Source organism: Phaeobacter sp. JH20_37, from assembly GCF_048056015.1.
Taxonomy (GTDB): Bacteria; Pseudomonadota; Alphaproteobacteria; order Rhodobacterales; family Rhodobacteraceae; genus Phaeobacter; species Phaeobacter bryozoorum.
In genome coordinates, this window is the sequence record NZ_JAYMWW010000013.1 from 631,541 (window position 1) to 651,960 (window position 20,420).

A 20,420-nucleotide genomic window follows, 5' to 3' on the forward strand; every position below is an offset into this window, starting at 1 on the left:
AAGCGCCGTGCTATCGGGAAAGCGCAGACATCGGTCCATAATATCGGTTAGAGTTTCGCGGGTTTTTCTGAGTTTGGAGGCTCCGCGCCGGTGCCTTTGGCATGGGGTTGGTCTCGTTTATCGGCCTTACTGCGTCGGTTTGGCCCCCGTTGCGACGCATGGATTGCATTGGGGCAAAGCCTCTTTGCGACCGGCACCTGCCAGGAAGCCGTAATGGCGCATGCGATGGAACCGGTTTGGCAGGACGTGCATCAGGAAGCGGCGGATGAACTCATACGTATTGAGCCGCATTGTCTTCATGCGATCCCCACTTTTGATCCGGTAGTCTTTCCATTTGAAGGCCACGGTGTTTGCATCAGCGCTGACCAGGCGGTGGTTGGAGATGGCGATGCGGCGGGTGTAGTGGGACAGGTATGCCAGTAAGGTGAGATCACCAGAGAACCTCAGTTGTCCTGCGCGGTGCAGCGCCATCAGCCCGTCCAGAAACAACCGCCGGAACAGCCGCGACAGCACGCGACATGCAGAAAGAATCCGGGCTTGCACGCGGCCCACAGGGTGCCGTCCAGCGACAGGCCATCACCCGGGACGATCATGTGGATGTGGGGATGATGGGGCCACGCCGGAGGCGTGCTTTCAGCACGACGCCGAGCCCCAGGTGTGCAGCACGCTGGTCAAACCGACACGGGCGCCGAGCGCTTCCGTGCGACAGATCTCGATGGCCGACATGAGGCGCAGTTGGCTGCGCTGAAGGCGCGATGCAATTGCCGCGGTGAGAGCGGGTTGATCCGGGGCTTTCCGGGAAAGAGCCAGCCATCCGGTGGAGCCTCACGCCAGGAGTCACGCAGAAGCTCCAGCAATCCGGGCGACAGCATTACCTTGCGATCCTTGCCGCCTTTGCCCTTCTCGACGTGGACCAACATCCGATCGCTGTCGATATCCGTGACCTTGAGATTGCAAACTTCCGACGCGCGCACCCCTGTACCGTAGGAAATACTGAGCGCCGCTCGATACTTAAGCCGAGGGCCGGGCGCGACCCTGAGTATCTCGAACACCTCTTCGGCGCTGAACACCACCGGAAGCTTGCGCGGTTCCGTGCGAAAGTGCAGGCAATCCTTCATCTCGGGCTGTTTACACGTCGTCTCGAAAAAGAACCGCAGCCCGACAAGCCGCGCATTGTTGGTCGACGGGGTGACGTTCGTGTTCACCATATGCAGCTGATAAGCGCGCAGGTCTTCGGGCGTTGCAGTATCCGGCGATCGGCCAAGAAAATCGAACGGCCCGGATGTGCGCCTTCTGCGAACTCTGCCCGAGCCCTTTGATCCGCATATCTTCGATCATCCGCTCTCGAAGCGGTGTCAACTTCATGTCCGCCATGGGAAACTCCTGTCTGTTGATTGAGAGACCCCAATCGTCAGACAAACACGCCCATTCCCAAAATCTCAGTCGTCAGATCATCCCGCAACGGTATCACCGAGCGCCCCTGCCGCCGTCGCGGCTTCGTCCCCGTCCCGCGCTCCGGACCGTTGCACGCTCGTGGTGAAGGGCCGGACTGGGTCCGAAATCCTGGGTGTTTGGGCGGTCGAGCCTGACGCGATTTCCTTGAGGACGCGGAGAACGCACCGCATCTGGTCAAAGAGGCGTAACTGTCGGCATCTCTATGACTTTCGCGGCCACGCAATATGTCACAGAAAATTGCCGCAGGATATGATGAACCAGGAACATACATCTCCCTGCCCTCACAGCTCCTCCAGCGCGGCGAATAACTTCAGCCGCAACCTGCCCTCGGGCCTGCCCCCCTTTCGGACCAACGACTATGAGTGTTCTTCCCGCAGCCGCCAGGTTTTGCCCGCAGCTGTGTGCTCGTCATCAGCGCATCCACCATCCCCGCCCAGACAGCCGCTCACAGACAATGGCGCGCCCTACTGCGCGCCTAGCGGGCTGCCTTCGACATCTCTGATTGCCAATGCGCCAGACGTTTGTCGGTGGCATTGGCGCCAACGCTGCTGTGCAGCCTCTCGCTGCTGTCCAGCCCGACCCGCCGCTTGCCGCGCAGCAGGAAAATCTTGCCCCAGCCGCGCCAGGTCCCGACGGAGGGTGCCGTCGGATCAACCGGAAACCGCATCCGCCAGTCGCGCGGCAGCGGCAGGCCACAGTTTTCTGCCCGTTCCAGCATCCACACCAGCGAGACATTTGACAGCGGCCGCGCCGCTTCGAACCCGCCCAGCTGCCCGCCGACATCGCCATGGCTGCCGCGAAACCAGACCTGCTCAACCTTGCCGTCGTGACCATCCGGGCATTCCCAGAGAACCGGCTCAAACACCCGGCGGGTTTCGTCCAGCGCAAGCGCGTGAAAGCCGTTCTTCACATGTCGGCCCAGCTGATGGTTGTGAAATCCGTGTCGCCGCTCCGCCCAGCGCCATAGCAGCGGCAGGCGCAGACCCAGCGCCTTCACCGTATCCCAGACCCCCACCATTTCGATCTCCACATTTCGGTGGCAATACCGCTCGCTGAAGGTGGAGGCGACACAGGCTCCGGTCTGCGCCATTGCCTGCCCATGACCGGTCGCATCGGGTTCAGGGGCCGTCTCTGCGCCCATCTCGGCCACGGGCGGCAGGCTGGTGGCGGTATGATCACGCATCCCGCTGGCCGAGGCCCCGCCGCATTGATAATGCCGGTAGGCGGTGCGGATATTGCGCACCGTGGCATGTTCGGCCTTCAGCAGCCCCACCTCGTCGATGACCCCCGCAAGGGAGCGCACCGCATAGGCCCCCCGCGAATAGCCCATCAGGTAGATCCGGTCGCCAGGACGATAGCGCGAGGCAAGATAGCCATAGGCTCGGCGGATCTGACGGTTGATGCCGCGCCCGATCATCACATCCGTCGTCTTGCGCCAGCTCTGCCATTGCACACCGGCCTCATAGAACACCGAAACCTGCGGGCCGACCTCGCGGCACAGCCGGTAGACCATGCCCGCATGGGTCTCATGTCCGGGTTCCAGCGTCGACATGGTGCCATCCAGGATGATCACATGCGCCTGCGGCCCACGCAGCTTGGTCTCGGCGGAATGCTCGGAGCGCAAAGGCCGCCCAAGCCATCCCAGGATCCTCTTACTCAGCTGCGTCAGCGACATTCCTCAATGCTTCCCATAGTCTAAGTGGTGTAAACGGCATCTCTATCTGCTGAACGCCGCGCTCCCGGACCGCGTCCTGCACCGCATTGGCAACCGCCGCCAGCGCCCCCACGGTTCCGGCCTCGCCGCAACCTTTCATACCCATCGGGTTCTGGGTCGATGGCACTGGCGCAAAGCCTACCTCAATCATCGGCACATCGGCGGCACGCGGCAAGGCATAGTCCATAAACGATGCTGTGAGCAGCTGCCCGTCGGCATCGTAGACGACACGCTCCAGAATCGCCTGCCCCAGCCCCTGCACCACCCCGCCATGAACCTGACCTTCAGCCAGCAACGGGTTGATGAGATTGCCAAAGTCATCAACCACCGTGTAGCGATCGACATGGCTCAGCCCGGTTTCCGGGTCGATCACGATCTCGGCAACATGGGCTCCGTTTGGAAACGAACGCCCCGGCAGTTTGGCCCGTGCCGCGTGACGCAGCAACTCGTGGCGGCCTTGCGCACGGGCCATCTCTGCGGCCTCCACCAGGCTTGGCCGCTGGTTGCTGCCCGGGGCAGTGAACCGTTCCCCGTCAAAGGTGACGGAGCCATGGGCGACGCCCAGCTCCTCCTCGAGGAAGGGGGTAAAGGCAGCGATCATCACATCGACGGCTGCAAGCGTGGCATTGGCCTGGGTGGTCACCGAACGCGATCCGCCGGTGCCGCCGCCCTGGGCAATCCTGTCGCTGTCGCCCTGCACCACGGTGATATCGGCGGCAGGGATTCCGGTCTGATCCGCAAGAAACTGCGCATAGACCGTTTCATGGCCCTGCCCGTTGCTCTGCGTTCCGACATAGATGCTCACCCGACCCTCCGCTTCAAAAGCGACCTCCGCGCTTTCAGAAGGATCGCCCAAAATACTTTCGATATAGTAACACAGCCCAACGCCCCGTAAATTTCCGCGTTCCGCATCAGCGGCCTTGCGCCCAGCGAATCCCGCCAGATCTGCCGCCTCTTCGGTGCGCGCCAGCAGCTGGTGGAAATCGCCGACGTCATAGGTCTCATCCGTTGCGGTCCGGTAGGGAAACTGGTCGGCGCGGATGAAATTGCGTCGCCGCAGCTCCCATGGGTCGACGCCCAGCGCGTGAGCGGCGTGATCCATCACCCGCTCCAGCACATAGATCGCCTCCGGCCGACCGGCCCCGCGATAGGCATCGACCTGAGCGGTATTGGTATAGATCCCCTCAACCCGCAGCCAGGTGGCGCGGATGTCATAGACCCCGGCCAGCACCCGGCTGAACAGCTGCGTCTGCACCGGCTGGCCGAAATGTGAATTATAGGCGCCAAGGTTGCAGTGACTGTGGACCCGGTAGCCGGTAATACGCAGATCCGCATCAAAGGCCAGCTCCGCCAGAGAGGTCAGATCGCGCCCGGCATTATCGCTCAGCATCGCCTCGGTACGGTCCGAGATCCACAGAACCGGCCGACCCAGCAACCGCGCGGCATGGGCAACCGCGAAATACTCAGGGTACGGCATCGCCTTCATGCCAAAGCCGCCACCGACATCCGGTGTGGTGACATGCACCGCCTCGGGCGCCAGTCCCAGCTTATCGCTGAGCTGCTTTTTCATCGCCCAGACGCCCTGACCGCCATAGGTGAACTGCAACCGGCCATCGGCCCAGCGCGCAAAACAGCCGCGCGGCTCCATCGTGTTGACAATGATCCGGTTGTCTTCGACCTGTAGCGCCACCCGGTAGGCGGCAGCGGCGAATGCGGCGTCCGTCGCGGCCTCATCGCCCATGCCCCAGTCAAAGGCCCGGTTGTCAGGCGCCTCCGGGTGCAGCTGCTCGCCCCCTGCGACCAGATCCAGTTTCGCCGGCAGATCGTCGATATCAAGCTCGATCATCTCACCTGCGTCGCGCGCCTGATCCAGCGTCTCGGCAATCACCACCGCAATCGGCTCACCGACAAAACGAACCCGCTCGCGCGCAAGCATTGGCCGTTCGGGCGCAGCTGCCTTGCTGCCATCGCGGTTGGTCACCACGGCACCGTCCATGCCCACGATCAGTCCAGCTGCCTCAAGATCAGCCAACGCCAGCACCGCCGCGACGCCGTCGGCCTCGCGCGCCATGTCGAGATCCAGATGGGTGATGGTGCCATGGGCGACAGGGCTGCGCAGCACCCAGGCCCGCAGCGCCCCGGCTGGCGCGATATCTTCCAGATAGCGCCCCTGCCCGGTCAGAAACCGCACATCCTCGACCCGTCTCACGGGTTGGCTCTTGCCGAATTTATCCATCACTGCCCCTGACCTGCCTTGCGTGTCGGATCGCGTTTCAGCTGCAAAACGTCCACAGCGGCGCCGGGTCCGCCCCGCGCCGCAGTGTTGATCCTGTCAGAAGCGAGACTAGCCTCAGGGGCGCGCTTGTCCAGACAGCTCGATCACTGTCGCCACGTCCGACAGCCCATAACCGTTGAACTGCGTGCTCATGGCCGAGGAATAGGCACCAAGCCCCGGAAACAGCACATAGTCACCGATCCGGGTGTCGCTTGGCAGCGGCAGCCCATCGGGCAGCCGGTCCAGGCTGTCGCAGGTTGGCCCGAAGACCACCCGCGGCTGGCAGTCCGCCACCCGGCGGGTGCCATCGGCGGCCACCACCTCGACCCGGCCCGGCAGGCCCATGTCGCGGATATCGACCAGCCCGCCATAGATCCCGTCGTTCAGGAACACCACCGCGCCCTGCTTGCGCATCCCCTTGACGCGCGCCGCCAGGGTAAAGCTTTCAGAGACCATCGCGCGCCCCGGCTCGCAGATCAGCTGCGGCCTCTCTGCACCAAAAGCCTCATCGGCGGCAGCTGAAATCGCCGCAAAAACCTTTTCCAGGTCCGGCGCCACCCCGTCACGGTTGGCAGCAAACCCCCCGCCGACATTGAGCCGGGCAATGCGGACACCGGCGGCATCCACGATCCGTTTGGCGGCATGAACATATTCGACCCAGGCGCTCTCATCCTCGCATTGGGTACCGGGGTGAAAACACAAGGCCGGGGTCCAGCCCTCAGCTGCCACCCGTTTCAGCAGCTCAATCGCCAGCTCGGGTTCGGCCCCGAATTTGCTGCCGAAATCATAGGCGGCACCGGCCACCGGCAGCGCAAAGCGCACGGCGATTTCGCAGGTCTTGGGCACCTCGGCCAGCTTGTCCAGCTCGCTGGCCTCATCCACAGACCAGCTGGCAACGCCATGGGCGATCCCTGCGGCGATCTCCACCTCCGACCGCACCGGGTTGTTGTAATGCATCACCGCATCGGGGCTTGCCGCGCGCACCGCATCCATTTCCGCAGGCGACGCCACATCAAAACCGGTGATCCCCGCCGCCACCAGATTGGACAGCACAGCAGGATGCGGGTTGGCCTTCACCGCATAGGTCACCAGCCCCGGAAAGCCTTTTTGAAAGCGGTTGGCCACATCATGCAGCACCCGCGGCGAGAAATAGAGGATCGGATGATCCGGGGTGCTGCGCGCCAGATGAGTTTCAGGGGAAAGCCAAAGGGGTGGGATCTGCTGCATGGGGAACGGCCCTAATTGGAATATTCGGTGGTGTTTTTATCAGTTTCCGCCGAAATCCCGTCGATTTCGCTCGTCACATTGACTATAGTGACGAAATTCACCGTCATATCGCAGGTCAAACATGCAAACCGACGAAACCGACCAACATCTGCTGACGCTCCTGCGCGAGAACGCCCGCCGCCCTGTGGCGGATCTGGCCCGGCGTCTGGGGCTGGCGCGCACGACGGTGCAGGCACGGATCGAGCGGCTGGAGACCTCAGGCGTGATCAGCGGCTACACGCTGCGCACCTCGTCGCAGGCGCGTCCGCCGCTTCAGGCGACGGTGCTGATCTCGATTGAACCCCGCTCCGGCCCCGAGGTGCTGGCCCGGCTGCGCGGCTTACCCGGCGTCGAGGTGGTCCATACCACCTCGGGGCGCTTTGACCTTCTGGCACAGGTGGTGGCGCAGACCACGGCGGAGCTGGACGAAACCATTGACCGCATCGGCGAGGCACGCGGCGTGCGCTCTTCCGAAAGCCTGATCCATCTCGCAACCAAACTGGACCGCACCGGCCAATAGTGTTCCCACGCGCCGCAACGCGTGCCAACGCGCCTCACCACATTCAAACCCTGGAAAACGTGAAAAGTCGTGCGCCCGGCCGCCCCTGCGGTATCCGCATCAAGGGCGCCCGGGCGGCTTGAAACCATAGACATCGGCAATCAGGATCCGAGGGAGATCCCTGTGGACAAAGGCGGCTTGGAACTCCACCTCGGTGACCCGGGCGCGACATCACTCACTGTCATCTGCATCCCGATATCCCCACCACCAACCGTGCCGGATTAAGCTTAAAACGCCGTTATCACCGCGATCGTTCCAAATTAATTTTGGTTTTTCAAAAATCATCTGCCAACACCGCCCCGCCAGCACCGCCGCCTCCTATCGAGCCTTTCCCTTTCCCCCGCCATTCGCTATGGGATGAGCCGATTAGATGGATACGCAGGCAGGACATTCCGATGGCGATGGACAAGACATTTAACGCAGCCGAAGCCGAAACCCGGCTTTCCGAGGCCTGGGAAAAGGCAGGCTGTTTCCGCGCAGGTGCAAACGCCAAGCGCAGCGAAACCTACAGCGTCATGATCCCGCCCCCGAATGTCACGGGCGTCCTGCACATGGGCCATGCCTTCAACAACACGCTTCAGGACATCCTGATCCGCTGGAAACGGATGCAGGGGTATGACACGCTCTGGCAGCCCGGCACCGACCACGCGGGCATCGCCACCCAGATGGTGGTGGAGCGCATGTTGGCCCAGACCCAGCAGCCCTCCCGCGGAGAACTGGGCCGCGAGAAGTTCCTGGAAAAGATCTGGGAATGGAAAGAACAATCCGGCGGCACCATCATCAACCAGCTGAAGCGCCTTGGCGCTTCCTGTGACTATGACCGCACCGCCTTCACCATGGCCGGCGCTGCGGGCGACACCCGCACGGGCCATGAGAATTCGCCCAATTTCCACGATGCGGTGATCAAGGTCTTTGTTGAGATGTACAACAAGGGGCTGATCTACCGTGGCAAGCGGCTGGTGAACTGGGATCCGCATTTTGAGACCGCGATCTCCGACCTTGAGGTGGAGAATATCGAGGTTGCGGGCCACATGTGGCACTTCAAATACCCGCTCGCCGGTGGGGCCACCTACACCTATGTGGAGAAGGACGAGGACGGCAATGTCATCCTCGAGGAAGAGCGCGATTATATCTCCATCGCCACCACCCGTCCCGAAACCATGCTGGGCGACGGCGCGGTGGCTGTGCATCCTTCGGATGAACGCTACGCGCCTATTGTGGGCAAGCTGTGCGAAATCCCGGTCGGCCCCAAGGCGCACCGCCGCCTGATCCCGATCATCACTGATGAATACCCGGACAAGGATTTCGGCTCTGGCGCCGTAAAGATCACCGGCGCGCATGATTTCAACGACTATCAGGTCGCCAAACGCGGCGGCATTCCGATGTATAACCTGATGGATACCAAGGCGAATATGCGCAGCGACGGCGCGCCCTATGCCGAGGAAGCCGCCAAAGCACAGGCCATCGCCAATGGCGAGGCAGAGTTCACCGAAGCCAGCATCGCCGCGATGAACCTAGTGCCGGAAGAATACCGTGGCCTGGACCGTTTCGAGGCGCGCAAACGCGTGGTCGCCGATATCACCGCCGAAGGTCTGGCGGTGATGCAGACCGTGACCAAAACAATCAAGGACGAGGACGGCAACGAGAGTGAAGTCTCCGAAACCGTGCCCTACGTCGAGAACAAGCCGATCATGCAGCCCTTCGGCGACCGCTCCAAAGTGGTAATCGAGCCGATGCTGACCGACCAGTGGTTCGTGGACGCGGCCAAGATCGTCGGCCCCGCGCTGGATGCGGTGAAAGACGGCACCGTCAAGATCCTGCCGGAGTCGGGCGAGAAGACCTATTACCACTGGCTGGAGAACATCGAGCCCTGGTGCATCTCGCGCCAGCTGTGGTGGGGCCATCAGATCCCGGTTTGGTATGGGCCAGTCAAAGACCAAGCTACCGGCAAATTCGACTATTCGCGCATGGAGGTCATGATTTGTGCATCCTCAGCGAGTGAAGCTGAAGAAAAAGCCAAAGCACTCTACGAGGTTGAGTTCGCTTATAACAGCCCACAGGAAAACGCAAAATTCCTCTGGGATGACGAAGTTGAAACAGCCACGTTTATTTCGCAGTCGGGTAACAAAGCCGGGAAAGAAGACGGTTCTGCAAACTTTGTACTGCTGCTTCGCGACCCCGACGTGCTCGACACCTGGTTCTCCTCCGGCCTCTGGCCGATTGGCACGCTGGGCTGGCCCGAGTGGACCGAGGAGACCAAGAAGTACTTCCCGACCTCGACCCTCGTCACCGGTCAGGACATCCTGTTCTTCTGGGTTGCGCGGATGATGATGATGCAGCTGGCGGTTCTGGATCAGGATCTGCCGGTCGAACAGCGCATCCCGTTTGACACCGTCTACCTCCACGGCCTCGTCCGCGATGCCAAGGGCAAGAAGATGTCGAAATCCACCGGCAACGTGGTCGACCCGCTGGAGATCATCGACGAATACGGCGCCGACGCGCTGCGTTTTACCAATGCGGCGATGGCCAGCCTTGGTGGCGTGCTGAAGCTCGACATGCAGCGCATCGCAGGCTACCGCAACTTTGGCACCAAGCTGTGGAATGCGGTGAACTTCGCCCATTTCAACAATGTCTATGACGCCGACACCCCCGCCTATGACATCCCCGATGCCAAGGCTGCCGTGAACCAGTGGATCATCGGCGAAACCGCCAAGGTCCGGGTCGAGGTGGACGCCGCCCTTGAGGCCTTCCGCTTCAACGACGCCGCCCTCGGCCTCTACGCCTTTGTCTGGGGCAAGGTCTGCGATTGGTACATCGAACTCAGCAAACCACTGTTCGGCTCCGAGGATGAGGCGGTGATCGCCGAAACCCGGCAGACGCTCGGCTGGGTGCTGGATCAGTGCATGATCCTCCTGCATCCGATCATGCCCTTCATCACCGAGGAGCTGTGGGGCAATACCGCCAAGCGGTCAAACATGCTGGTGCATGAAGACTGGCCGACCTATGGCACCGAGCTGGTGAACGCCGATGCGGACGCCGAAATGAACTGGGTGATCACCGCGATCGAGAACATCCGCTCCACCCGCGCGCAGATGCACGTCCCGGCGGGCGCCAAGATCCCGATGGTGGTGACAGAATTCTCCGATCAGGCGCGCAGCGCCTGGGAGAAGAACGAGGCGATGATCCAGAAACTGGCCCGCATCACCACGCTGGAACAGGTCGACACCTTCCCCAAGGGCTGCGCCAGCGTCGCCGCCCCCGGTGCCTCCTTCGGCCTGCCGCTGGCGGATGTCATCGACGTGGACGCCGAAAAGGCGCGTCTGGAGAAGACCCTGGGCAAGCTGGCCAAGGAGCTGGGCGGCCTGCGCGGACGTCTCAACAACCCCAAATTCGCGGCCTCCGCCCCCGAAGAGGTGGTCGCCGAGGCCCGCGAAAACCTGAACCTGCGCGAGGAAGAAGAAGCCAAGGTGAAGGAAGCGCTCGCGCGCCTTGCCGAGATCGGCTGATCACAACAAACTGCGGGGCAAGCCATTGGTATTCCTACCGGCTTGCCCCGATACGATCTCCAAAGATGAGATCCAGCGCTGCGGCAGCAACCGCCCGCGATCAGGTCATGTGCCCTGCATAAACGGCGCGATCTGCCGCCCCGATTTGCCCTCCTGGCTGAGCCATCCCGTCAAATCGTCCCCATAAGGGGAAAAACCACACAACGCGGTCATTGCCTTTGCTCCGGTTCTGTATCAGCCTGTGCCAACAGCTTGATATCCGCGCCAGAAAGGACCCCCCATGCCCAAAGGATACTGGGTCGCCCATGTCGACGTTGATGATATGGACCGCTACAAGGACTATGTCGCAGCCAATGCCACCGCCTTTGCCGAATATGGTGCGAAATTCCTGATCCGCGGTGGTGCCAAGGAAGTGCGCGAAGGCCAGACGCGCGCGCGCACCGTGGTCATCGAGTTCAAGGATTTCGCCACCGCCAAGGCCTGTTATGATTCTGTCGCCTACCAGCAGGCCAAGGCGCTGCGCGATCCGGTCGCAACCGGCGACATGGAAATCATCGAAGGCTACGGCGACTAGGACCCGCTTGGCCCTGGACGCACTCAACAGTAGAGTAATGCCATGCTGAAGAAACTGTTTCAGGTCTTTCGACCGCAAAAGACCCCCGCCCAGCCGGACCCGGATGCCGAGCTGGCGCTGGGTGCGCTTCTGGTGCGTGTGGCGCAATCGGATCGCGACTACCAGCTGGAAGAAATCAGCCTGATCGACCGCATTCTGGCCCGCCTTTACCAGCACGATGCGATCGAGGCGGCAAAGGTCCGTGCCGCCTGCGAAAAACTCCATGCCGCCGCGCCGGAAACCGACACATTCGGGCGTCTGATCCGCGAAACCACCGGGCTTGAGGAACGGCTCGCGGCGCTGGATGCGCTCTGGGAGGTGGTGCTGGCCGATGGTCACGAACACCCCGGCGAGATGAAAATCGTCGAGGACGCGCGCAAGGCGATGGGTCTGTCAAGGGCCGACAGCGACACCGCCCGCGCCCGCGCGCAGGGCAAATTGCTCGCCCCGGAGCCAGCCATTGCCGCAGCCCAGCGACCGCAGGCTGTAGGCACGGCCGAGGACACCCCGCCGCCGCCCATTCCAGACAGGGAACCGCAACCATGATCAAGGAACTGCTGGGACGGCTTCTGGCGCCCGCGCCCGAACCGCTGGATGACCGCGACGCCCGACTGGCGCTCTGCGCGCTGCTGGTGCGGATTGCGCGCTCCGATCACAATTACTCCGATGACGAACGGGACCGGATCGACCGGATCCTGCGCGCTCGTTACGACCTCGACATGGGCGGTGCGATCCTGCTGCGCGAACAGGCCGAGGCGCTGGAGGCCGAGGCCCCCGACACCGTCCGCTTCACCCGCGCGATCAAGGACGCGGTGCCCTATGAAAACCGCATGGCCGTGGTCGAGGCGCTGTGGCAGGTGGTGCTGGCCGATGGCAAACGCGACGACGCCGAGGATGCGCTCCTGCGGCTTTCCGCCAGCCTGCTCGGGGTCAGCGATATGGACAGCGCCCGCGCCCGCCAACGCGCCGAGGCCAGCTCATGATTGCCAGCCTGGCGATGTATGATCGCCCGGAAACCGCCGCAGCGCTTGATGCCCTGTGGCAGGCGATCCGCAGCGCTCTGGCCGATGCCTCAATCGAGGCCCCCGAAACCCTGAGCCGAGGCGGCGACCTCTGGTCGATCTGGTCCGATTCGACACTGCTGCTGGCGCAGACCTGTGGCCTGCCCTACCGCACGCGGCTCTATGAACAGGTCAATCTGGTCACCACGCTGGACCACGGCGTCGCGGATTGTCCGCCGGGCTATTACACCAGCGTCTTTGTCGCCCATCGCGACCGATCCGGCGCGGATCTTCGGACCATCGCGGGCGGCAGCTTTGCCTATAACGAAGCGCTCTCGCAATCGGGCTGGGCCGCACCGATGATGCACCTGCGCGACCTCTCGCTGCTGCCCGGCAGCCTGTTCCAATCCGGCAGCCATCGCGCATCCGCCCGCGCCGTCGCCGACGGGACCGCAGATTTCGCGGCACTTGATGCCGTCAGCTGGGCGCTGATGCAGCAGCATGACGACTGGGCGACGGAGCTTGTGGAAATCGCCCGCACCAAACCGACGCCGGGCCTGCCGCTGATCACCGCCCGGACCCGCGACCCGGTTCCGCTGCGCGCCGCCGTGGCCCAGGCTGTCGCCGAGCTGGACGAGACCCACCGTCAGGTATTGCACCTGAAGGGCGTCAGCGATATTGCCCCCGGCGCCTATCTGGCGGTCCCGACACCGCTCGGGCCGGTGCTGACGGAACAATCCATCCGCCAGCAGGCCGCAGTCTGACCCCTTGGTTCCCGCCCTCAGGGCCCGCGCTGAGCAGGCCCGGAGGGTGCGCGAGGGCCTGACAACCACGCCGCGAGCAGTCGAAGGGCCACAAACTCGCCCATTGATTACAGGCAGATCTCGCATCTGCCACAGCCTCCACATGTATGAGTACAATTTGATCAGATTACCCGCCAAAATGATAAATTCCGCACCGGCCTTATCGGTTTGCACGTTGCATCCGCTCTTTTTTTCGGTCCAATAAGGACGAATTCAACGACAATTGAACGAGAGACACCTTGACCGACACAACACCAGTTCTGGAAATCCGCGGCCTGCACAAGTCATATGGCGAGCTGGAAGTGATCAAAGGTGTTGATATCACCGCCCACCGGGGCGATGTGGTCTCTCTCATTGGATCATCCGGTTCGGGCAAATCCACCCTGCTGCGCTGCTGCAACCTCCTGGAGGACAGCCAGGAGGGTGACATCCTCTTCAAAGGCGAACCGATCCGCTGGTCAGGACGCGGTCTTGCGCGGCGTCCCGCGGACCCGAAACAGGTGCTGCGCATCCGCACCAACCTGTCGATGGTATTCCAGCAGTTCAATCTCTGGGCCCATATGACCATTCTGCAAAACGTCATGGAGGCGCCGCTGACCGTGCTCGGTCGCGACCGTGCCGAGGTCGAGGAGGCCGCGCGCAAATACCTCACCAAGGTGGGGATCGGCGACAAATGCGATGCCTATCCCGCGCAGCTCTCCGGCGGACAGCAGCAGCGCGCCGCCATTGCGCGCGCACTCTGCATGGAACCCGAGGCGCTGCTGTTTGACGAACCGACCTCTGCTCTTGATCCCGAACTGGAACAGGAAGTGGTCAGGGTGATCAAGGATCTCGCAGCCGAAGGCCGCACCATGATCATCGTGACCCATGACATGAACATGGCCGCAGATGTGTCCAGCCATATCGTCTTTCTGCACAAGGGCCTCATCGAAGAAGAAGGCTGCCCGGACGAACTCTTTGGCAACACCCGCTCCGAACGCCTGCGGGGCTTTCTTGCCTCCACGCGACACGGTAAATAATCATCATAACAACCAAACCAAACGGGAGTAACCTCATGAAATCTCTTATCCTCAGCACCGCTGCGCTGGCTCTTACGGCCGGTATCGCAATGGCCGACACCGTGCGTCTGGGCACCGAGGGCGCCTACCCTCCGTACAACTTCCTGAACGACGACGGTCAGGTTGACGGTTTTGAGCGTGAGCTGGGCGACGAGCTGTGCAAGCGCGCCGAACTGGACTGCGAATGGGTCACCAATGACTGGGATTCGATCATCCCGAACCTGCTGTCGGGCAACTACGACACCATCATCGCCGGCATGTCGATCACCGAAGAGCGCAAGGAAGTTGTGAACTTCACCACCGGCTACACCCGCCCGTCGCCCTCCGCCTATGCGGCGATGTCGGCTGATGTCGATGTGAACAGCGCCGTTGTGGCAGCACAGGCCTCCACCATTCAGGCCGCCCATGTCGCCTCCACCGGCGCCACCCTGGTCGAATTCCCCACCCCGGATGAAACCGTCGCTGCGGTGAAAGCTGGCGAAGTCGACGCGGTCATGGCCGACAAGGACTTCCTGATCCCGATCGTCGACGAAACCGAGCTGTCCTTCGTAGCTGAGGACGTGCTGCTGGGCGGTGGCATCGGCATGGCGTTCCGCAAATCCGATGATGAGCTGCGCGGCAAGTTCGACGCTGCCATCGAATCGATGAAGGCAGACGGCTCGCTGAACGCCCTGCTGGAAAAATGGGAGATCGAAGGCCGGTTCTGAGCCCTCGCATCATCCTGATATCAAGGAAGGGGGGCGGCATGCCCCCCTTCGCCCTTGACCGGTCCCGCTCCGCTGTGGCGCCCTGACCGGTCCCTGTCCGAACGAGGCCCGCCATCTTCTCCTTTTGCACCGATCCGGCCAGCCTGGAGGGTTTCCAGTGGCTGAGCTGTTATCTCACCACCGGCAAGCATTTTGCCTTCTACGCCTCCTTCGGGACGGTTCTGCTGCTGCTGGCTGTCACCGCGCCCGCGGCGCTGGCCTTCGGCTTTGGCGGCGCCATGGCTGCCCGCGCGCAATTCGCGCCGCTCTCCTGGCTGGGCAAGGCCTATATCGCCATTGTGCGCGGCGTGCCGGATATTGCCTTTTTCCTGTTCTTCGTCATCGCTCTGGATCAGGGCATCGAATATCTGCGCCATCAGGTGAAATGCCCCGACTGGGACGCGCCGGTGCGCCAGGGCAATGACTTTGTTGTCTGCGACATCGCCAAGATGCCGCTTAGCACCTCCGAACAGTGGATCCATGAGGTCTATGGCTTCACCCTTGCGGTGGTCACCTTCGCTATCGTCTTCGGCGCCTTTGCCGCCAATGTGCTCTATGGCGCCATGCGCGCTGTGCCCCGCGCCCAGATCGAAACCGCCGAAGCCTATGGCATGAGCCACCGACAGGCCTTCTGGCGCATTCTGGTGCCGCAAATGTGGACCTATGCGCTGCCCGGTCTGTCGAACCTGTGGATGGTCCTGATCAAGGCGACGCCGCTGCTGTTCCTGCTGGGGGTTGAGGATATCGTCTATTGGGCACGTGAACTCGGCGGCTCCAAGACGGCCCGCTTCACCGAATACCCCCATGGCGACTGGCGCATGTGGTATTTCCTCGGCCTTCTGGTCTTCTACCTCGCGTTCACCAAACTCTCCGAACTGGTGCTGGACCGGATCCGCGACCGGCTCTCCCACGGTCAGGCCACGCTGGCCGGCGAAGCGCAAAGGAAAGCGTCATGAGCTGTATCCAGACACTGCAAGATTACGGCCTGCGCGCCCTCGGCATCGGCGAACGCATGTTGCCGCGCAGCGATTTCACCCTCTGCGACCAGTTTGTGCTGATCGGTTCGGGGATGCTGTGGAACATCTATTTCGGCGCAATCGCCGTCATCATCGGGTTTGTCATCGCCAATGGCGTGGCGCTGGCCAAGAATTCCACCTCCACGCCGCTGCGCAAAGCTGCGGAATGGTTCATCTTCATCTTCCGTGGCTCGCCGCTGTTCATCCAGTTCTTCTTTGCCTACTTCCTGTTCCTGCAACTGAAATCGGTGTCCTCCATCTTTGACCCGCTGTCGGCGGCCTGGCTCGGGGCGCTGATCGTGCTGATCCTCAACACCGCCGCCTATTCCGCCGAAATCTTCTACGGCGCGCTGCGGTCGATCCCAAAGGGCGATATCGAGGCGGCAGATGCCTATGGCCTCTCCGGCTGGACCCGGTTTCGTCGAATCATGTGGCCAACGATGATGCGGCTGGCCTGGCCCTCCTACACCAACGAAGCGATCTTTCTCTTCCACGCCACCACGCTGGTGTTCTTCTCCGGCTTTCCGGCATGGCAACAGCGCGGCGATGCGCTCTACTACGCCAGTTATTTCGCGGACAAGACCTTCAACCCCTTCGTGCCCTACCCGATCCTGGCCTTCTATTTCATCCTGCTGACGCTGGCGGTGATCACCCTCTTTGGCGCGATCAATACCCGTCTGAACGCACATCTGCCGCAGGACCGGCGGAAAAAAATTCGCTTGCGTCCTAATCTGATCCGGTAGTATCCATTATTTGATCAAATTTAGAACCTGAGTTTCTGGCCGCAGAATCCTGCGAGTTCATGGACAAATTCTAGGTTATACTGAGTTATGATCAAAAATTGGACCAGGGGTGATAAACTGCCCCGGCCCTGCTGCGCCCCATCCGGGGGCGCTGGCGGCCGGTGGTGCCCTCGAAACCGTCAGGTGATTAAATGAAGAACTGGCTCAGGAAAAACCCGCATGTGCGCACCATCCGCGTTGCGGCGGCGGACATCAACGGTCAGGCCCGGGGCAAGCGCGTCCCTGCCCGCTTTGCCGACAAGGCGGTAGAGGAAGGCACCCGGTTCCCGCTGTCGGTCCTGAACCTCGACATCTGGGGCGAGGATATCGACGACAGCCCGCTGGTGTTTGAAAGCGGCGATGCCGACGGCGTGCTGAAGCCAACCGAACGTGGCTTTGTGCCGATGCCCTGGCTCGACGCGCCTTCGGCGCTGCTGCCAATCTGGATGTACCGCGAAGACGGGCGCGCCTATGAGGGCGATCCGCGCCATGCGCTGCGCGCCGTGGTGGACCGCTACAAGGCACTGGGGCTGACCCCGGTGGTCGCGGTGGAGCTGGAGTTCTTCCTGATCGACGACAGCGGCAAAAAACTGCAGGTGCCGACCTCTCCCCGCTCAGGCAAGCGCCGCAAGGCAGCAGAGACCATGTCGATCCGGGCACTGGACCAGTTCGACACCTTCTTCACCGATCTCTACGACGCCTGCGAGGACATGGACATCCCCGCCGATACTGCGATTTCCGAGGCGGGTCTGGGCCAGTTCGAAATCAACCTGATGCACGGTCCCGACGCCCTGCGCGCCGCCGATGACGCCTGGCTGTTCAAGATGCTGGTCAAGGGTCTTGCCCGCCGCCACGGTTTCGCTGCCAGCTTCATGGCCAAACCCTATGACGATTACGCCGGCAACGGGTTGCATACCCATTTCTCTGTGCTGGATCAGGACGGCAACAACATCTTTGACGATGGCGGCCCCAAGGGCACCGATGCCATGCGCCACGCTGTCGGCGGCTGTCTGAAGGCCATGGGCGATTCCACCCTGGTGTTTGCGCCGCATGGCAACAGCTATGACCGGATGGTGCCGGGCGCCCATGCCCCCACCGGCATCTGCTGGGCCTATGAGAACCGCACCGCCGCCATCCGCGTGCCCTCGGGCAGCCCCAAGGCGCGCCGCATCGAGCACCGCTTTGCCGGCGGCGACGTGAACCCCTATCTGATGCTGACCGCCATCCTCGGCGCCGCGCTCTATGGGATCGAGAACAAGATCGACCCCAATGAGCCGATCACCGGCAACGCCTATGCGCTGGACCTGCCGCAGGTGCCCAATACTTGGCAAAGCGCCATCGACGCATTCGAGAGCTCCGAGATCATCCCGCAGTTCTTCTCCGCCGAGATGATCCGCAACATGGTGCTGACCAAACGCCAAGAGCTGCATTACATGGAAGAACTCACCCCGGAGGAACGGGTGGAGATCTACCTGGATACCGTCTGACGGCCTCTTGCCCGCCGTCCTGACGGCGGGCTATCGTCCCGTGCAGCGAACTCCTTTCTAACTGGTGACTTATGAAAATCGGCATTCTGCAAACCGGCCATGCGCCCGAAAACCTGATCGACAGCGCCGGCAACTATGACCAGATGTTCCGCACCCTGCTCGCCGACGGCGGGTTTGAATTCGACACCTATGCGGTGGTCGACAATGTCTTCCCCTCCGGCGCCGATGCGGCGGATGGCTGGCTGATCACGGGCTCCAGACATGGCGCCTATGAGGATCACGACTGGATCCCCCCGCTGGAGGATCTGATCCGCGAAATTCACGCCCGCAAGAAGCCTTTGGTCGGCATCTGCTTTGGCCATCAGATCATCGCTCAGGCGCTCGGCGGCAAGGTGGAGAAATTCGCAGGCGGCTGGGCCGTTGGCCCGGTGACGTATCAGATGGACGGCAAGCCCCTGCGGCTCAATGCCTGGCATCAGGATCAGGTCACCGCCCTGCCCGAAGGCGCCCGCGTGCTGGCGGGCAACGACCACTGCAAGAACGGCATCCTGGCCTATGGCGATCATATCTGGACCCTGCAACCGCACCCGGAATTCGCCAGCAGCTTTGTCGGCGGTCTGATCGACAGCCGCGGTCGCGGCGTGGTCCCCGATGAGATACTGGACGCTGCCAGCGCCGACCTGCATCACCCCGTCCAATCGGACGAAATCGCAAACTTCCTCAATGCCTTTTTCAAGAAAGAGAGGACCTGATGTCAGCCTGGCTCGACACTCTTCCCGAAGCAGCACAAGCCTATCTGGAGGGGCGTCGTCTCGACGAAGTCGAATGCGTTATCTCGGACCTGCCGGGCATCGCCCGAGGCAAGGCGGTGCCGGCATCCAAATTTGCCAAGCAGGATTATTTCCACCTGCCCGACAGCATTTTCTACCAGACCATCACCGGCGACTGGGCTGATGCTGCGGATGACGACGGCTGGATCGAAAAGGACATGACGCTGAAGCCGGACATATCCACCGCCACCGCCGCCCCCTGGACGGCGGACTGGACGCTGCAGGTGATCCACGACGCCTATGACCGGGACGGCGACCCGATCCCCTACAGCCCGCGCAACGTGCTGAAGCGGGTGGTCCAGCTGTATCACGATCAAGGCTGGGAGCCGATTGTGGCGCCGGAAATGGAATTCTTCCTGGTCGCGCGCAATCTGGACCCGGCGCATGAAATCAAGCCGATGATGGGCCGCTCCGGCCGTCCCGCCGCGGCACGGCAGGCCTATTCGATGACCGCGGTCGACGAATTCGGCCCCGTCATCGACGACATCTACGACTTTGCCGAAGCGCAGGGGTTCGAGATCGACGGCATCACCCAGGAAGGCGGCGCGGGCCAGCTGGAAATCAACCTGCGCCACGGCAACCCGGTGAAGCTCGCGGATGAGGTCTTCTACTTCAAGCGGCTGATCCGTGAGGCCGCCCTGCGCCACGACTGCTTTGCCACTTTCATGGCCAAGCCTATCGAGGATGAGCCGGGCTCTGCCATGCACATCCACCATTCGGTGATCGATATGGAGACCGGCGAGAACATCTTCTCAGGCCCGCAGGGCGGCGAGACGGATGCTTTCTTCCACTTTATCGCCGGTTTGCAGAACCACCTGCCCGCAGGCCTTGCGGTGATGGCACCCTATGTGAACTCCTACCGCCGCTACGTGAAGGACCACGCCGCGCCGATCAATCTGGAATGGGCGCGCGACAACCGCACCACCGGCATCCGCGTGCCGCTGTCCGGCCCCGAAGCGCGGCGGGTGGAGAACCGCATCGCCGGCATGGACTGCAACCCCTATCTGGGCATCGCTCTGTCGCTCGCCTGCGGATATCTGGGCCTGATGGAGGAAAAGCGCCCTCGCAAGCAGTTCAAGGGCAACGCCTATGACGGGGATGGCGACATTCCGCAGGTCATGGGCGAGGCGCTCGACCTGTTCGAAGAGGCCACCGCCCTGCATGAGGTGCTGGGACCCGAGTTCGCCCGCGTCTACTCGATCGTGAAACGCGCCGAATATGACGAATTCCTGCAGGTGATCTCCCCCTGGGAGCGCGAGCATCTGCTGATGAACGTCTAAAACTGCCGGCGCTGATCTCTCCGCCGAGG

At 62.3% G+C, this 20,420-nt stretch carries 17 protein-coding genes and 1 pseudogene; 13 read left to right on the forward strand and 5 right to left on the reverse strand.

Going from position 1 to position 20,420, the window contains the following annotated elements:
- Positions 1-186: 186 nt before the first annotated feature.
- From VWZ87_RS07855 to VWZ87_RS07875, 5 genes and pseudogenes are all read right to left on the reverse strand, one after another.
- A pseudogene (locus VWZ87_RS07855) lies at positions 187-693 on the reverse strand (transposase); the annotation flags it as partial.
- Positions 672-1,328 (reverse strand): tyrosine-type recombinase/integrase, encoded by a 657-nt coding sequence (locus VWZ87_RS07860; RefSeq protein WP_416536312.1) that lies wholly within the window; start codon positions 1,326-1,328, stop codon positions 672-674. The pseudogene VWZ87_RS07855 and the gene VWZ87_RS07860, both read right to left, overlap by 22 nt.
- Before the next feature lie 602 nt (positions 1,329-1,930).
- Positions 1,931-3,130, reverse strand: a complete 1,200-nt coding sequence (locus VWZ87_RS07865) for a DUF2235 domain-containing protein (protein ID WP_416536284.1) — start codon at positions 3,128-3,130, stop codon at positions 1,931-1,933.
- Complete coding sequence (locus tag VWZ87_RS07870; protein WP_416536285.1) at positions 3,108-5,405, reverse strand: xanthine dehydrogenase family protein molybdopterin-binding subunit; 2,298 nt, start codon at positions 5,403-5,405, stop codon at positions 3,108-3,110. The genes VWZ87_RS07865 and VWZ87_RS07870 overlap by 23 nt, the downstream gene beginning before the upstream one ends.
- A gap of 114 nt (positions 5,406-5,519) precedes the next feature.
- The gene (locus VWZ87_RS07875; protein ID WP_416536286.1) at positions 5,520-6,671 is read right to left on the reverse strand and encodes a type III PLP-dependent enzyme; all 1,152 of its coding nucleotides are present in this window, start codon (positions 6,669-6,671) and stop codon (positions 5,520-5,522) included.
- A 121-nt stretch (positions 6,672-6,792) separates the two neighbouring features.
- Here VWZ87_RS07875 and VWZ87_RS07880 point away from each other — a divergent pair, with 121 nt between their 5' ends.
- The 13 genes from VWZ87_RS07880 to VWZ87_RS07940 all read left to right on the forward strand — a co-directional run bounded on the left by VWZ87_RS07880 (position 6,793) and on the right by VWZ87_RS07940 (position 20,391).
- Complete coding sequence (locus VWZ87_RS07880; protein ID WP_340545227.1) at positions 6,793-7,230, forward strand: Lrp/AsnC family transcriptional regulator; 438 nt, start codon at positions 6,793-6,795, stop codon at positions 7,228-7,230.
- A 434-nt stretch (positions 7,231-7,664) separates the two neighbouring features.
- Positions 7,665-10,775, forward strand: coding sequence for a valine--tRNA ligase (locus tag VWZ87_RS07885; protein ID WP_416536287.1), 3,111 nt, complete (start codon positions 7,665-7,667; stop codon positions 10,773-10,775).
- Positions 10,776-11,055: 280 nt separating this feature from the next.
- Entirely contained in the window at positions 11,056-11,349 is a 294-nt protein-coding gene (locus tag VWZ87_RS07890) for a DUF1330 domain-containing protein (RefSeq protein WP_340545225.1), read from the forward strand.
- Between the two features lie 42 nt (positions 11,350-11,391).
- Positions 11,392-11,934 carry a TerB family tellurite resistance protein gene (locus VWZ87_RS07895; protein ID WP_340545224.1) on the forward strand — a complete coding sequence of 181 codons (543 nt, stop codon included), beginning with the start codon at positions 11,392-11,394 and terminating at the stop codon, positions 11,932-11,934.
- A complete protein-coding gene (locus tag VWZ87_RS07900; RefSeq protein WP_340545223.1) occupies positions 11,931-12,371 on the forward strand; it encodes a TerB family tellurite resistance protein in 441 nt (146 codons plus the stop codon). The genes VWZ87_RS07895 and VWZ87_RS07900 overlap by 4 nt, the downstream gene beginning before the upstream one ends.
- A complete protein-coding gene (locus VWZ87_RS07905) occupies positions 12,368-13,153 on the forward strand; it encodes a phosphate/phosphite/phosphonate ABC transporter substrate-binding protein (RefSeq protein WP_416536288.1) in 786 nt (261 codons plus the stop codon). Before VWZ87_RS07900 ends, VWZ87_RS07905 begins: the two co-directional genes overlap by 4 nt.
- 278 nt (positions 13,154-13,431) lie before the next feature.
- Positions 13,432-14,211, forward strand: coding sequence for an ABC transporter ATP-binding protein (locus tag VWZ87_RS07910; RefSeq protein WP_340545221.1), 780 nt, complete (start codon positions 13,432-13,434; stop codon positions 14,209-14,211).
- A 35-nt stretch (positions 14,212-14,246) separates the two neighbouring features.
- Positions 14,247-14,957 (forward strand): transporter substrate-binding domain-containing protein, encoded by a 711-nt coding sequence (locus tag VWZ87_RS07915; protein WP_340545220.1) that lies wholly within the window; start codon positions 14,247-14,249, stop codon positions 14,955-14,957.
- A 113-nt stretch (positions 14,958-15,070) separates the two neighbouring features.
- Positions 15,071-15,952: an ABC transporter permease gene (locus VWZ87_RS07920; RefSeq protein WP_340546298.1), complete on the forward strand. Its 882-nt coding sequence runs from the start codon at positions 15,071-15,073 to the stop codon at positions 15,950-15,952.
- Positions 15,949-16,755 carry an ABC transporter permease gene (locus VWZ87_RS07925; protein WP_340545219.1) on the forward strand — a complete coding sequence of 269 codons (807 nt, stop codon included), beginning with the start codon at positions 15,949-15,951 and terminating at the stop codon, positions 16,753-16,755. Before VWZ87_RS07920 ends, VWZ87_RS07925 begins: the two co-directional genes overlap by 4 nt.
- A 191-nt stretch (positions 16,756-16,946) precedes the next feature.
- Complete coding sequence (locus VWZ87_RS07930; protein ID WP_340545218.1) at positions 16,947-18,281, forward strand: glutamine synthetase family protein; 1,335 nt, start codon at positions 16,947-16,949, stop codon at positions 18,279-18,281.
- A 71-nt stretch (positions 18,282-18,352) separates the two neighbouring features.
- Positions 18,353-19,033, forward strand: coding sequence for a type 1 glutamine amidotransferase (locus VWZ87_RS07935; protein WP_416536289.1), 681 nt, complete (start codon positions 18,353-18,355; stop codon positions 19,031-19,033).
- A complete protein-coding gene (locus VWZ87_RS07940; RefSeq protein ID WP_340545216.1) occupies positions 19,033-20,391 on the forward strand; it encodes a glutamine synthetase family protein in 1,359 nt (452 codons plus the stop codon). The genes VWZ87_RS07935 and VWZ87_RS07940 overlap by 1 nt, the downstream gene beginning before the upstream one ends.
- Positions 20,392-20,420 lie beyond the last annotated feature (29 nt).